Genomic DNA, 15,385 nt, shown 5'->3' on the forward strand with positions numbered 1-15,385 from the left:
AAATACCATAATAAATAATATGAGGAATCTCCTCGAAATAAATAAACAATGAGCGCACAAGAAATAGCCAATAAACTCTGGAATCTTTGTAATGTATTACGTGATGATGGTGTAACCTATCACGAATATTTAAATGAGTTGACCTATATTCTTTTTTTAAAATTAAGTGAAGTAAAAGGTTTTGATGATAAAATTCCAGAAGAATATAAATGGCAATATTTTGTAAAAGAACATGATAACAACGAAGCTTTTGGTCGCTACCGTGAATTTTTAGCAACAGTAAGTAATAAAACCGAAAGTCAAAGTATAAAAGAAATTTACAGCAATGCATCTACAAGTTTACGTAAACCTGTAAACTTTCGTTCTCTTATCACTGCCATCGACAAGTTAGATTGGTATGAAGAAGATGATCGCGATGTCATGGGAGACATTTACGAAAGTTTATTAGAGAAAAATGCAGGTGAAAAGAAAAGCGGTGCCGGACAATACTTCACTCCTCGCCCATTGATTAATACAATGGTAGATTTAATGGTGCCTAAATTAGGAGAACGATGGACTGATCCTGCTGCAGGAACTTTTGGTTTTATGATTTCTGCTGATCACTATTTACGAAGTAAAACCGATAGTTATTTTCATTTATCAGAAAAGGACAGACTTTTTCAAACAACTAAAGCTTTTTCTGGTGTAGAATTAGTTCCTGATGCGCATAGATTGGCTTTGATGAATGCTCGCTTGCACGGAATGGAAAGTACCATACATCTAGCTGATACATTAACTGAATTTGGTAAAGGCTTAAAAGATTTTGACGGCGTTTTGGCTAATCCTCCATTTGGAACCAAACAAGGTGGTGAACGCCCAACACGTGACGATTTTACGTTCCCGACCAGCAACAAACAATTAAACTTTTTGCAGCACATTTACCGTAGCTTAAAGAAAGACGGTAAAGCAAGAGCAGCAGTAGTCTTACCTGATAACGTTTTATTTGAAGACGGTGACGGGCAAAAAATTCGTCGCGATTTGATGGATAAATGTAATTTGCATACAATTTTGCGTTTGCCAACTGGTATTTTTTATGCGGCTGGTGTAAAAACCAACGTCTTATTTTTTACCAGAGAAAAAACCGAAACCAACAACACTAAAAATGTTTGGTTTTATGATATGCGTACCAATGCACCAAGCTACGGAAAGCGTACCCCATTTAGTGAAAAAGCTTTTGAGGATTTTGTGTATGCTTACACTGGTGGAATACCATTTAATAAAGTAGAAAAAGAGTATGATGGTTTAGTTTCCGATGCAAAACGGAAAACTATTAAAGATGAACGCTGGAATTGTATCTCGCGCGCAGAAATAGAAAAAAAGAAATACAGTTTAGATTTAGGTATAATTGCTAATAGCTCTTTGACTAATTCTAACGATTTAGACGAACCTATTGATATTGCTAAAGCAGCATTATTAGAATTGCAAAGTATCACAGAGCAATTGAATGCTATGATTAAAGAATTGAAGTAATGGAAAAGCAATTGCCAAAAAATTGGACTATAGTTCAATTGGAAAAACTTGGAGAAGAAAAATATTATGCGATAGGTGATGGAGATCATGGACAGATAAAACCTTCCGACTATAAAGATTCGGGAATTCCATATATTAGAGTTAGCGATTTAGATTGGGGTTTTTTCAAAGAGGAAAAATTAGTATACATTTCTGAGGAAGTTCACAACAAAAATCTTAAAAGTGAATTATTACCTGGAGATATTCTTATAGCAAAAACAGGTGCTACAATAGGAAAGTGTTGTATAGTTCCTAGTCATATAAAGAAAGCTAATACAACATCATCTGTTGGTAAAGTTTCTATAAATAAAAATTTAACTTCTAGTAAATGGATATTATATTATTTTCTGTCTCCTGATTTTTTTAAATTAATGTGGAGCCATAGCCATAGAACTGCCCAGCCTGGCTTCAATATTATTGATATAAAAAACTTTCCCGTTCCTCTTCCTCCATTATCAGAACAAAACAGAATTGTAGCTAAGTTAGACTCCTTATTTTCCCAACTGGAATTAATAAAAACCAGTATGAAAGCTATTCCTATATTGCTTAAGAATTTCCGTCACCAAGTGCTTGATAAAGAATTTAATCAAAACTTCAAAAAAAGTGAATTAAAAGATTTATGTCTTAAAATTCAAGATGGTGCGCATCATTCCCCAAAAATCACATATGAAAGTCAATTAGAAAATACATTTCCATATATTACATCTAAAAACATTCGCAATAATTATATGAAATTAGACAACGTTAGATATGTTGATTTTGAATTTCATAATTCTATTTATCCCAGATGTACTCCTGAATTAGGAGATGTATTATTAACAAAAGACGGTGCTAATACTGGTAATATTACATTAAATGAGTTGAATGAACCTTTTAGTTTATTATCTAGCGTTTGTTTAATTAAGACATATAAAGAAAAATTATTGCCGGAATATTTGAAATACTACTTTCAATCTAATGTTGGTTTTAGTGAACTAATTGGAGAAATGACTGGAACCGCAATAAAAAGAATAGTACTAAAAAAAATCAAAGCAACTCAAATTCCAGTTCCTTCTTTAGAAAAGCAAAGAGAAATTGTTAACAGAGCTGAAAGTTTATTTGCCAAAGCAGATGCTATCGAACAAAAATACAAATCATTAAAACAAAAAATAGATACTTTACCACAAGCTTTGTTGCATAAGGCATTTAAAGGAGAGTTGACGGAACGGTTGGATAGTGACGGAAATGCTACTGAACTATTAAATGAAATTAAAAAGTTAAAATTGGAAGTTAAAAAGAAATCGAAATGAAGATCAAAAAACTTTGGGTTTCAAAATATAAAAACTTAGAAAATCAATGGTTCAATTTTAAAGATGGGCCATTAATTAGTCTTTTAGTTGGTCAAAATGGATTAGGGAAATCAAATCTTTTAGAAGTAATAACTTCAATTATGAGGCAAATAGATCTTGCTGAGAATGAGGAACAATTAACTATAAAAACAGATAGATATTTCTTTGATTTCGAAATAACATATATAAGTGAAGGCAATGAAATAGAATTAATTGCTAAAAATGAATCATTAACAATTCATATAACTGAACCAGAAAAAGCCAAAGCAAATATATCTTTTAATACATTTAAAATAAATAAATCGAAGGGATACTTTCCTGAAAATATAATTGTATACTATTCAGGAGAGAATAAACGTATAAAAAAACTTTTTGAACGACATAAGGAAAAAAGAGATTACAATTTAAAAAGAATTCCTAAATTAAGTGAATCTCCAGTTCTAGGAAGGCTTTTTTACGTTGAAGAAAACTATGGGGAAATTCTATTTTTTGTGTTATGGATTATTAAAGAATTACCTGATTACAAAAATCATATCGGGGAACTTTTTTCTGAATTTTCTGGAATAGAAAAAGAAAGCTCTGTTTATATAACACTTTGTAATCCCACTTTTTATACTTACAAAAAACAGAGTGGAGTTGAAGATTTAGAGTCTAATGGATACAACTATGAGCCTCTTTGGAACTTAAATGGAGAAGTAGAACAATTTGTAAGAATTCTGTATGATAACCAAATTGTAAAAGCAGCACCTACGATGTATCGTGATCCTGATGAAGTAAAAGAAAAAAAAATAGATGAATTTATCATATTTGACAAGCTCGATTTTGATGAATTAGCAGTGACTTTACTTGAAAATTTTGGATCTGTTTTAAAAATATTTGATGTACTGGAAGCAGCGCATAGTATAGGCATTATTTATAAAATCGGATCATCACTCAATAAAAATGGATCTTCCATTCAACATGATTTTTCTGAATTAAGTGAAGGTGAGCAACAGTTGCTTACTGTGATGGGATTATTACTAATCACAGGAAGATCAAATACTCTTTATTTATTAGATGAACCAGATACACATCTAAACCCTCAATGGCAAAGGGATTATGCTTATTTATTAAAAAAATTTGATGTTCCAAATGAAAACAGTCAAATAATAGTTTCGACTCACAGTCCACTAATTGTTCAATCTGCTGAAGAGTCTGATTTATTTCTGTTTAAGAAAAAAAATGGTTCAGTTGTCGTTGATAAAAACGAACATAAAATTCACAATTGGAGGCTTGATCAGGTTTTAGTTAGTGAATATTTTGGCTTAGATAGTGCAAGACCAAGATCTTTGGACAATTATATGAAATTGAAAGAAGAAATTCTAAATAAGTATCCTTTTGAAAAAGAAGATGAAATTAGATTAGCCGAATTTGAAAATGATTTTGGTGTCCTTCCAACTGGCGAGACAAAAACTGAAATAAAAGTAATGCAGTTAATGAATCATTTTATTAAAAATCAAGATGATACAAATAAAAAGTAAAAAAAGAGGTGTTTGTCCAGCAGTTTTGAATAATACTGGTGGGAATAAAATAACTATTGAAACAGATTCAAACAACACATTATATGATTCTTTTACGGCAGATTATAATGATAGGATTAGAAAATGGGATATTAAAACAGAGATTTATGGTCATTCTAACATAAAGAATCGGCTTCGCTCCAGTCAGTATGGTAAGTGCGCTTTTTGCGAAAGTAACGTTTCTTCAATTTCTCATGGTGATATTGAACATTTTCGCCCAAAAAAATATTGGATTCAAAATGATAAAAAAGGAGAGCAAGGCCCTGGCTATTATTGGTTAGCATACGATTTTACTAACTTACTTTTTTCATGCCAAATTTGCAATCAGCGACAGAAAAAAAATTACTTTCCTATCAGAAGACCTGAATTTAGAGCACATAATCATCATTATGCAACTTATCTAATTAAAGAAAAGCCTTTTTTTGTTAATCCCATAGAGGAAAACCCAAAATACTTAATTGGATTCAAAGAAGCGGAGGCAATAGGTAAGGACAAAAATCATAGAGGAAAAAAAACAATAAAGGCATTGGGTCTTAATAGAAGGGGTGAAAAAGGAATAAGCGATCTATATGAAATGAGACTCCAACATTATCAAAACACAAAAAATTCATATTGGATGTCAAATCAAATCGCCTCTAGCACGTTACCTCAAAATATGATTGACGAAGCAATGAATTTCATGACTGAATTAAGAAGCTATAAAAGCCAGTTTTCAGCAATGATAAATGAGAATTTCCCTGTTTAATAAAATAAAAAAATGAATATATTTTTCGGTAAAATTTCACAAAAGTTTGATATCGTACAGTTAAAAGAAGGGTATTATACTGCACCAAAAGAATCGTCATGGTTTGGAGAACTTCAACTTGGCGATTATGTGTATATGATTGGTGGCGATAAAGTACAATTTTGGCAAGCCAAAGAATGGGGAATTAAAAATGATAAGGAATCTTTGATTTTTGATGTTATAAATCCTGATTTAGGAATTAATGTTTCTCAATTAATTACACTAAAATTTTTAAAGTTAACGAAAGCTTTAGCCGTTCTAACTTCTAGATCAGCCCGAAGTAAAGCTTTTTTTAAATTGGAGATGTTAAAAGATATTCCTTTAAGAGATTTATCTAATTCTCAAATTTATAAAAATCCTGAATTATTCAGAACAATCAGAATTATCAAAAAAGAAGATGTTATCGAAAATTCGGAAGATATTCAATTAATTTATGAGGATAATAAACTTCATCTTTTCGATAATAATTTTATTGCAAATTCAATAAAAAAAGAATTTATTGACAACTTAGATAAAAAAGGAAAAGGCGCAAGAATGAAAGATAATGTATTAGAATATTTCTCTAATGCAGTAAATAATTTGCCAGCCACAATTACCTACAAACAAATAGGATTAAGAAGTTTTTACGATGCTTTTTTTTGCGAATATAAAAATAGCGAAAAGTATTTTCTTGTTGGCGCTTTTTTGGACACAGAAAATCCACAAGACCAAACAGAACGGTTTGTAAAAGAAAGCATTTGGTCTAACGGATATTCTGACAAATTCAACAATGAAGTTAATGCTGTCCCAGTTGGAAGCAGCATTGCTATTAAATTAGCATTTGTTCGTGAAAAGACAAAAGCTGTTATGTTAATTAAAGCAAGAGGAATCATAATAAAAAACTTCAAGGATGGTCAGAATTTAGAAGTTCAGTGGGAGGAAGATTTTAATCCTTTTGAAGTTAATTTTGGAGGATATATGCAAACTATCAAAGAGGTTACAAAAAAAGATAACATACAAGCAATATGGAGTGATGAACAACCTAAAAAAGAAGACAATTCAATAGAAAATAAAAACTTACCTAACAAAATGATTGGCATTCCAAAAAACCAAATTCTTTATGGTCCTCCAGGAACTGGAAAAACGTTTGAATTGCAGCAAATCATTGAAAAGTGGAATTTGAATGAAACATTTAAAACTAGTAAAGATTATACTTCTTTTGTAAAAAATTATACATGGTGGGAAGTTATTGCATTAGTTTTATATGATAAAGAAAACATTACAGTTCCTGAAATAGCAACAAATCCATTAATCATTTCGAAGTTAGGTTCAAGTAATGTTAAACGCTTAAACACAAGATTATGGAGTAGCTTACAAAATCATACTGTTGATAATTGCGAAAATGTAAAACTTGCAAAAAGAATTGGTGAAAAAGTATTCTACAAAGAACTTAATTCTCTATGGCGACTAGATAACAGGAAGCTTTTTGAAGAAATTTATACTCCATTAATTGATGCTTATAATAATTTTAAAAATGATGATCAAATAAAAAGTAAAGATTACACCTTTACGACATGTCATCAAAGTTTATCTTATGAAGATTTTATTGAAGGTATAAAACCTGTTTTAACTAATGATAGTAATGAAAATGATGAAGAAAAGGAGAAATCTGTTTCATACGAAGTTAGAAAGGGCATATTTTATAATGCTTGCGAAAAAGCCGTGCAAAAAGCTGGTTTTATAAACCTAAAAGACTGTCTTGATAAAACCAAAGAAGATAGAAAAAAAGGATTTGATAAGGCCATTTCTGAAAATCACATCCATGTACTCTTTTTAGATGAAATAAATAGATGTAATGTTTCTGGAATTTTTGGCGAACTGATTACTCTAATTGAAGAAGATAAAAGATTAGGCAATAAAAATGAAATTAGTGATTTAATTTTACCATATAGCCAAGATGAATTTGGAGTACCGCCAAATCTATATATAATTGGAACCATGAATACTGCTGATAGAAGTGTAGAAGCTTTAGATACAGCTTTAAGAAGACGTTTTTGTTTTGTAGAAATGATGCCTAATCCAGAGATACTTGAAAATGAGAACTTTCATGATCGAGTTTTAATAATGGAAAAGATTAATCAACGTGTTGAGTTATTGTTAGATCGCAATTACACTTTAGGTCATTCTTATTTTATAAAACAAAATTTTGAAAATTCTTTTAAAAATGAGATTATTCCTCTACTACAAGAGTATTTCTATAATGATTGCGGCAAAATAGGTTTGGTCTTAGGAAAAGGATTTGTACGAGAAAAAGAAATTTCAAAAAACAAGGATATATCAATATTTGCAGATTTTGAGACTAAAAATGATATTGACATAATTAAATCATACGAATTAATTCCTTTCAACGAAATTGATTTTAAATCTGCTATAGAAACTTTATTAATTTAAACATGTCAAAAGAAAACACTATCCAAGTTTTTGAACATGGCTTTCTTCCAATTAAAGGTAAGTTTGAGCCACGACATTTTGTGGCTCTTTCTAAACTTAATGCACTGCATAATTATCAGTATTTTGATTTAAAATACAATGGTGTAGTGTTTAAACAATTCGTTGGTGTTATTCAGGTTGATGGTTTAACAATTGAGATCTTGCCTAAAATTGATAATGATGGAAAGAGTACTAATGTGTGGCAAAAAGCCTTAATTGAAATGCTTCGTGTCACTAAGAAGTTAAAAGTCCAAAAGTTAGATAACGCAGATGTGAATAGACAAAATATTCATCTATTAGATATTTATTTTGAGTGGTTTTTAAATGAAGTTCAATTATTAATTCATCAGGGATTAATAAAACAATATTACAAGGAAACTGGTGACGTAAAAGCATTAAAAGGAAAACTGGAATTTGCTGGACATATTAGCAGAAATTTAGTTCATAAAGAGCGATTTTTTACCACTCATCAAGTTTACGACAAAGATCATCTTGTTCATCAGATAATTTCTAAAGCTTTAAATATTGTAGAAAAATGTACCAAAGGCAATTATTTATATTCTAAATGTAAAACGGTACAACTAGATTTTCCAGAAGTAAAAAACATTTCAGTTACTGAAGCTACGTTTTCTAAAATTCAGAAGACCAGAAAAAACGCTCCTTATGAAACTGCATTGGCAATTTCAAAATTCATTATTTTAAATTTTGCTCCAAATATTTCAAGTGGTTCAGAAAATATGTTGGCATTATTATTTGATATGAATAATTTATGGGAGGAGTATATTTTAGCCAGACTAAAACAATCAGATAGAGAAGTAACTGTTTATGGCCAACAATCGACACATTTTTGGAATGGCATTTCAATACGACCTGATATTGTCATAGAAAAAGATGAGATGAAATTCATTATTGATACAAAATGGAAAAACATTTCATACAGCAAACCTTCAACACATGATTTACGCCAAATGTATGTGTATAATGATTATTGGAAATCTGATAAAGCAATGCTTTTGTATCCATCAAATACTACAGATTTTAGTCCATTTATAAAATTTCAAAACCATCATGTTCACGAATATATGTTTGAAAATGACAAAAAACTTAAACAACATGGATGCTGCTTAGGAAAAGGTTCTATTTTCAAATTAGGTAAAGATTCTCTAAATGATAAAATTGGTGATGAAATTATAGATTGTTTTTTAATCAAATAGCATTGAAATTATTGTTTTTAGCAACAGATTAATTAAATCCAACTTTCATGCATCACATTGAATTATTAGGAACCAACAATAGCAATTTTAGAATCAAATTTATAAGTATTCTAAAACATACAAGTATTTTTGATACAAAAACATTATCCTCTTTTTATGACGATTTACTTAATTCCAAAAAAGTAATCATTGAATTTAAAGAATTCGATTTAAATGCTTTAAATGATATTGTAATGGAACTTGCAGAATTAGAGATAAGAATTGGAGGGGCTTCATTTCATGAAGACGATGATTACAGCTTTGATGAATAATCTAATAAAAAAAAAGAAACAGCACTAAACTGTCTCTTTTTTTCTTTAATTAAACTTCCTACTCATTTTTCTTATGATCATGTTCTCTTAAAGGTGGATAATCTTCCTTTTTTTCCGGCGTAACACGTCTTCTTTCATCTAATGTCCCATCTTCCTTTTTTGGTTTTGGCCCTGGCTTAATAGCTTCAATTGTTTTCATAATATTCTTTTAAATTATTACTTTAAGATTCAGTGACAATCACTTCTCTTAAAAACAAATAACATCAATAAATCAAGAGTTTATTTATGGAAAACCATAATTGAAAAATATTATCAAAGACTTTCATTCAACCTTCCCAATCAAACCAACTATTATAAATAAATTTAATAATCCCAAAAAATTATTAATTTGATTTATAAATACCTTCCCCATACCTTTGCTTCATCAAAATCAAATAACTGATTTGAAATAATTAAAAACAACTTTAAAAAATAGAAATCATGAAATTTACAAGAAGAGCAAACGCAAACTGGAAAGGTACAGGAATGGAAGGAAAAGGAACCATTAGTACACAAAGTACAACGCTTAACGAAGCACAATTATCTTTTAAAACTCGTTTTGAGCAAGGTGTAGGAACAAATCCTGAAGAATTAATCGCAGCGGCACATTCTGGCTGTTTTACCATGCAATTGAGCTTTTTACTTTCTGAAGCCGGTTTTGTTCCGGAAGATTTAGATACTGTAGCAAAGGTTACTTTCGAAGACGGAACTATTACTTTAATTCAATTAGAATTGACCGGAAAAGTACCTGGAATTTCTGCAGAAGATTTTCAGCAAACGGCTCAAAAAGCAAAAGAAATTTGTCCAATCTCAAAATTGTTGAATACTGAAATTACTTTATCGGTTACGTTAAATTAAATTTCAAAAATCAATATCAATTTCAATATCAATATCAATATCAAAAATCAATAATAATTTCAGACAATCTAAAATCTGAATTCTAAAATCTAAAATTATGAAAACACTATATAGAAAAGAACAATTGAATCGTTATTTCTTGTTCGCCGCTTTGATCTTAAGTTTATTATTTACTGCTGTAAATGTTAATGCGCAGGCTAAAACTGTCGCTCCAAAAATTAAAAATGTAGTATTGGTTCACGGTGCTTTTGCAGACGGTTCTGGATACAGAGCGCTTTACGAAGTTTTGACTAAAAAAGGATACAATGTTACTATCGTTCAAAATCCGTTAAGCTCTCTTGAAGATGATGTTGCTGCAACAAATCTGGCTCTTGACAAACAAGACGGACCAACAGTTTTGGTTGGACATTCATGGGGCGGAACTGTAATTACTGAAGCCGGAAATCACTCAAAAGTAGCGGCATTGGTTTACATAGCAGCTTTACAGCCTGATAACGGAGAAACTACTGTACAATGGCTTCAAACTGCGCCTCCGGCTCCTGAAAATGGTGTATTGCCTGTAGACGAAAAAGGAATTGTATATTACGATAAAGCCAAATACCACGCGGGTTTTGCTGCAGATATCAGCAAAGAACAAGCTGAATTTATGTACGCTTCGCAAGGCGCTTTTCACGCAAAAGGTTTCCTTACACCAGTTACAAAAGCAGCCTGGAGAGACAAACCTTCTTACGGAATCGTAGCTACTGAAGACAAAAGTATCAATCCTGATATCGAACGCGCGATGTACAAACGTTCTAACACAAAAATTACAGAGATAAAAGGAAGCCACGTGGTTTTTATGTCTCAGCCGGTAAAAGTGGCGAATGTGATTATTGAGGCTTCTAATAATTAAATTTTAAATTCCAATTTTTATCCCGAAGCTTCGGAACCAAATTCCAAAACTGGAACTTAAAAAAATCGATTATAAAATTTCGAATTGACATGATCTTGTCATTTCGACGAAGGAGAAATCTTCGCAAGTAACTCTACAAAGATTGGCGACTTTCTTTATAGAGTTACTTGCGGAGATTCTTCGTTCCTCAGAATGACAAAATTGTGTATAGTTTTCTTTTGACTACAAAGACTGGCGATTTTGATTGCAGAGTTTCTAGTGTGATTTCTCCTTCGTCGAAATGACAAATCGAGACTAAAAACATAAATTCTAATATTTAAAATTCCAAACTCCAATCGCAACAGATTTGGAATTTGGAATTTTTTTTTTGGAATTTCTTTTTGTTTACATAAACTTGCTGACTTCTTTCACAAAATAAGGCGAATCATTCCAGCGGATTTTTCGATAAGCGAAGTCTTTTTTGAGGGAATCCGGGAGGCAATTCCAGATGGCTTCGTTCATTTTTTCGAGTAATAATTTCTTTGAAAATGAATCTGAAACTACTAAACTGATTTCCCTAACCGGAATGGGTTCTTTAAAGGGTTTAAAAAGTCCGCTTGCGGCTTCATTCAAAACAGAAAGCTGTGGAATTATTGCAAAACCCAATTGTGCGCGAACGAGGTTTTTTAAGGTTTCGATTGAACTGATATCATACGTAAACTGCTCTTTTATTTTGTCTGAATTTTTTAATCCACAGATGTCTAAAAGCTGTGCGTTATAGCAAAATTCATGATGAAGCAACAGCAATTCAGTTTTATCTCCGGGCTGTAATTCATAAAAATCATTTTTTGCCATTGGATGCTGTTCATTCAAATACGCTACAAAAGGCTCTTTAAAAATAGGATGTTCTATTAAATTCGCATTTCCCGTTGGCGTTGCCATAATCGCAACATCAATCGCACCGGTTTCTAAATCCTTCATCAATTGTCCCGTATTCGATTCCCGAATGATGAAACGTACATTTGGTGTTGCTTCTCTCATCGCATTGATAAATAATGGAATCAGATAGGGCGATAAAGTCGAAATAATACCAAGCTTCAACTCCCCTTCCAACAAGTTTTTTTCATTTACCACAAAATCCCGAATTTCATCGGCTTCACGGAGAATTTTTTTGGCTTTGTTGATAATTTCGGTTCCGAGTACTGTTGGCGTTAGCGGTACTTTATTGCGATCAAAAATCTTGATTCCGATTTCTTCTTCCAGATTTTTTAACTGAATCGTAAGTCCGGGTTGGGTTACCATACAAACTTCGGCGGCTCTTGCAAAATGGCGTTCTTCGTCTAAGGCTACGATATATTTTAATTGCTGAATAGTCATTGCTTATAATTTTATTTTATAAAGATAGGAAAATATCAATTTAAATTATAAACTATGAGATTTTACCACAAAGTCCGCTAAGTTTTTTTAATCTGGTACGAAAATATGCTCGCAAAGTCGCAAGATCGCAAAGAAAATAAACTTTGCGACCTTGCGACTTTGCCGAGATTAATAAAGCAGCCTTTCGGTTAAACCTCTTTAATTCGGCAATTTAGTATCATCCATCAGCGATTCTAACTTTTTCAGTTTAGAATTCCAGAATTGATCAAAGTATGAAATCCAGGTTTTTAATTCTTCAAAACCGTCTTTTTTCAGACTGCAATAACGTTCACGCCCACTGTCTTCTATCGCAATAAAACCCGCATTATTCAGGATTTTAATGTGTTTTGAAACTGCGGGACGGCTCATATCAAAATGATCGGCAAGCGAGTTGATTGTCAGGCGGTCTTCGCAAAGCAAAAGCAACATTTTTCTTCTGCTTGGATCTCCAATAACCTGAAATGCATCAAGAGTTGGTACAGCCATTTTATGCGTTTATTAAGTTGGCAATTTTCTCGAATTTTTCCAACCAACCATGATTGAAACCATCGAAAAAACCAAGATTCTCTTCTTTGGCAAAACCATTATGTTCCAGGAAAACATTTGTGCCTTCTGCCGTTGGTTCCAGTTTCCAGATTACAACAGAATCCAGTGTAATCTTCCCTTCTCCCGGGCCTGCTTTCCAGGAATACGAAAGCTTTTTAAAAGGCTCCATTTCCAATAAAGTACAGTAAAAAATACCGTCAAAATTTAAACTCTCAATCGGATTGATTCTGAACTGAAAATCAGTTCCTACAACGGGTTGAAAGTTATTTTTCATTAACCAAAGTTCCATTAAATCGGAATTGGTTAAATATTGCCAAACCTTTTCAGGAGAATGGGCAAAGAAATACTGATGTTTGATGCTTCTTTCCATAATGAGTAACTTTTAAGTTACACAAATATATAGGTAACTTTTGAGTTACGCAATTTATTTTAAAAAAAATATTGAAATACAAAGCTTTGTCAAAGTTTTAAACTTTGACAAAGCTATCCAAATTAAAGTCCAATCTTCCCCTCTGCCCAATACGGCTGGGTGCAAATATTTTTGTTCAAGACTCCTTTTTCTTTCAAAGCCTTTCTAAAAGCCTGAATTGATTTTGCATTTCCCAATAAATAAAATTGTCCGTTTTGCCACAAATTCCAAATTTCAGGATCTAATTTATGGAGAGATTGTATGGCAAATTCTGCTTTATTGATCGATTTAGGAACTACATCTACAATAAGTCCTAATTTTGCAGGCACTTCTATAGATGCACTATCTAATTCTAATATGCCCAGATAATTATTTTCGGTTCGATTAATTTCATCTTTCATACTTTTAAAAACGCTGATACAGGTTTCATCGCCAAAAAAGAAATGATATTTTGCTGCTGCATCATACACGTTAAAACCTCTGGGCAAGCCAACCGTTATAATATCATTTGGTTTCAGGTTTTTAATGCATTCACTTCCGGGGCCGTTGTTGTGAATGTGAAAAATTACTTCGAATGTTCCAGTTTGGCTGTTCCATTTACTGGGCGTGTAATTGCGATAATTCGTTTCATCAATCCTGATGACGATTGCTTGTCCTAATTTGAATTTAACATGAGGAAAAACACCTTTAAATGTTATTTTTTTTATATTCGAACTTAGCATTTCTGTCCCTGTAACGCTTACTTTGCAGATTTTATTACTAAAGGCCAATTCCATAAAATCACCAATAATTTTGGGCATAGAATTCATATTGTGTTGGTTTTAAATTTCAATTCAAAATTGAAACTAAAACCCTAAAAAAGCATTGAATAACAAATGGAGATGATTGGACTATTCACGGAATTTTTTTCGAAAGGCAAGCGGTGTTTCTTTGGTTACTTTTTTGAATAATCTCGAAAAATAAGTATGATCCTCAAATCCCAAAGCAAATGCAATTTCTTTTACTTCATTATCGGTGTAATAAAGCAGTCTTTGCGCCTCTGTAATCATGGCGTTTTGAAGCCAATACGTAACCGATTTGCCGGTCGAAGCGTTTACACAATCATTTAAATGTGACGTAGTAATATTTAATTTTTTAGCAAAATAAGACGGACTTTCTAAAAAACTGTGTTGGGAAAGCAGTTTCTTGAAATTGGCATAAATCATTGCTGATTGGTTTTTTAATTCCTTTACCTGAGTTTTTGAGCCGAAATATAGTGTCGCCAAATTATAAACCAAGGCGTTAAAAAGACCGTTAATAATCTGTGTTCTATTTGGATTAGTACCTTTAAACGAACGGTGCAATAAATAAATCGTATCTAAAAGTTCTTCCTGATATGCCGGATCAATTGTAGTAAGCTGCTCTGAAATTTTTAAATTTTGAAAAATCTCAATGCAGTTATTGGGAATAAGAAATGGTGCTACGCCAATATAATATCCAGCTGCATCTGGTGAACCATCTTGTCCATGATGAATTTGAAGCGGTTTAATCATCATGACATCATTAGGATTTATTTCAATATCAATCATATCACATTTCAGCACAGCCTGCCCTTTTGCAAGTACAAAAAATATAAAAAAATCATCTCGATGCGCCTCTAATTTGTCATCAAAATTGGCCAAGTCTTCAGCACGATGATAAGCGATAAAAATACCGCCAACGGCTTCGGGACTTTGATTGTATATTGGGATTTTTTTCAAGGAATAACGTTGGGATTACTTTAAAATATTTTACAAATATCAATAAAAAAGCGATCTGTTCGAGATCGCTTTTTTGATTTTTTTTTCTCATTTTATGTCATTTCGACGGAGGAGAAATCTTCGCAAGTAACTCCGCAAACAAGAGTTCAGCCTTTGTCGAGCTTCTTGCGAAGATTTCTCCTCCGTCCTTTAGATTTGTTTTTTGAAATTTGATTAGATTTATGATTGAGAAAGGAAGCCAAGGTAAACTATTCGTTCGTCCGAGTTCATGACTCATATTTCGATTAAGACTTT

General features: G+C 31.9%; 15 protein-coding genes. 9 read left to right on the forward strand and 6 right to left on the reverse strand.

The features are described 5' to 3' along the window. Window positions 1-48 precede the first annotated feature (48 nt). From SD960_RS22530 to SD960_RS22560, 7 genes are read left to right on the forward strand one after another with little or no spacing between them, the layout of a single operon-like run. On the forward strand, window positions 49-1,509 hold the full coding sequence (locus tag SD960_RS22530; RefSeq protein WP_318806109.1) for an N-6 DNA methylase: 1,461 nt from the start codon (window positions 49-51) through the stop codon (window positions 1,507-1,509). Further along, window positions 1,509-2,837, forward strand: a complete 1,329-nt coding sequence (locus SD960_RS22535; protein ID WP_318806111.1) for a restriction endonuclease subunit S — start codon at window positions 1,509-1,511, stop codon at window positions 2,835-2,837. Before SD960_RS22530 ends, SD960_RS22535 begins: the two co-directional genes overlap by 1 nt. After that, window positions 2,834-4,396 (forward strand): AAA family ATPase, encoded by a 1,563-nt coding sequence (locus SD960_RS22540; RefSeq protein ID WP_318806112.1) that lies wholly within the window; start codon window positions 2,834-2,836, stop codon window positions 4,394-4,396. The genes SD960_RS22535 and SD960_RS22540 overlap by 4 nt, the downstream gene beginning before the upstream one ends. Continuing rightward, a complete protein-coding gene (locus SD960_RS22545) occupies window positions 4,377-5,180 on the forward strand; it encodes a hypothetical protein (protein ID WP_318806113.1) in 804 nt (267 codons plus the stop codon). Before SD960_RS22540 ends, SD960_RS22545 begins: the two co-directional genes overlap by 20 nt. A gap of 12 nt (window positions 5,181-5,192) precedes the next feature. Beyond that, entirely contained in the window at window positions 5,193-7,649 is a 2,457-nt protein-coding gene (locus SD960_RS22550) for an McrB family protein (protein WP_318806114.1), read from the forward strand. 2 nt (window positions 7,650-7,651) lie between these two features. Continuing rightward, entirely contained in the window at window positions 7,652-8,902 is a 1,251-nt protein-coding gene (locus SD960_RS22555; RefSeq protein WP_318806115.1) for a 5-methylcytosine restriction system specificity protein McrC, read from the forward strand. 47 nt (window positions 8,903-8,949) lie between these two features. Next, window positions 8,950-9,213, forward strand: a complete 264-nt coding sequence (locus tag SD960_RS22560; RefSeq protein WP_318806116.1) for a hypothetical protein — start codon at window positions 8,950-8,952, stop codon at window positions 9,211-9,213. 58 nt (window positions 9,214-9,271) lie between these two features. Here SD960_RS22560 and SD960_RS22565 read toward each other — a convergent pair whose 3' ends face one another. Continuing rightward, on the reverse strand, window positions 9,272-9,412 hold the full coding sequence (locus tag SD960_RS22565; RefSeq protein ID WP_318806117.1) for a hypothetical protein: 141 nt from the start codon (window positions 9,410-9,412) through the stop codon (window positions 9,272-9,274). A gap of 281 nt (window positions 9,413-9,693) precedes the next feature. Between SD960_RS22565 and SD960_RS22570 the strand changes: the two genes are divergently transcribed. Continuing rightward, window positions 9,694-10,110, forward strand: coding sequence for an OsmC family protein (locus SD960_RS22570; RefSeq protein ID WP_042564539.1), 417 nt, complete (start codon window positions 9,694-9,696; stop codon window positions 10,108-10,110). Window positions 10,111-10,207: 97 nt separating this feature from the next. Beyond that, window positions 10,208-11,002, forward strand: a complete 795-nt coding sequence (locus SD960_RS22575) for an alpha/beta hydrolase (protein ID WP_318806118.1) — start codon at window positions 10,208-10,210, stop codon at window positions 11,000-11,002. Window positions 11,003-11,386: 384 nt separating this feature from the next. Here SD960_RS22575 and SD960_RS22580 read toward each other — a convergent pair whose 3' ends face one another. From SD960_RS22580 to SD960_RS22600, 5 genes are all read right to left on the reverse strand, one after another. Then, complete coding sequence (locus tag SD960_RS22580) at window positions 11,387-12,358, reverse strand: hydrogen peroxide-inducible genes activator (protein WP_318806120.1); 972 nt, start codon at window positions 12,356-12,358, stop codon at window positions 11,387-11,389. Window positions 12,359-12,556: 198 nt separating this feature from the next. Continuing rightward, entirely contained in the window at window positions 12,557-12,883 is a 327-nt protein-coding gene (locus SD960_RS22585) for a metalloregulator ArsR/SmtB family transcription factor (RefSeq protein ID WP_318806122.1), read from the reverse strand. A gap of 1 nt (window position 12,884) precedes the next feature. After that, on the reverse strand, window positions 12,885-13,313 hold the full coding sequence (locus SD960_RS22590) for an SRPBCC domain-containing protein (RefSeq protein ID WP_318806123.1): 429 nt from the start codon (window positions 13,311-13,313) through the stop codon (window positions 12,885-12,887). Between the two features lie 122 nt (window positions 13,314-13,435). Then, window positions 13,436-14,161, reverse strand: coding sequence for a siderophore-interacting protein (locus SD960_RS22595; protein WP_318806125.1), 726 nt, complete (start codon window positions 14,159-14,161; stop codon window positions 13,436-13,438). An 81-nt stretch (window positions 14,162-14,242) separates the two neighbouring features. Next, window positions 14,243-15,091, reverse strand: coding sequence for a helix-turn-helix transcriptional regulator (locus SD960_RS22600; RefSeq protein ID WP_318806127.1), 849 nt, complete (start codon window positions 15,089-15,091; stop codon window positions 14,243-14,245). Between the last annotated feature and the right edge of the window lie 294 nt (window positions 15,092-15,385).

The sequence above is a fragment of the Flavobacterium sp. MMLR14_040 genome (assembly GCF_033657265.1).
GTDB lineage: Bacteria > Bacteroidota > Bacteroidia > Flavobacteriales > Flavobacteriaceae > Flavobacterium.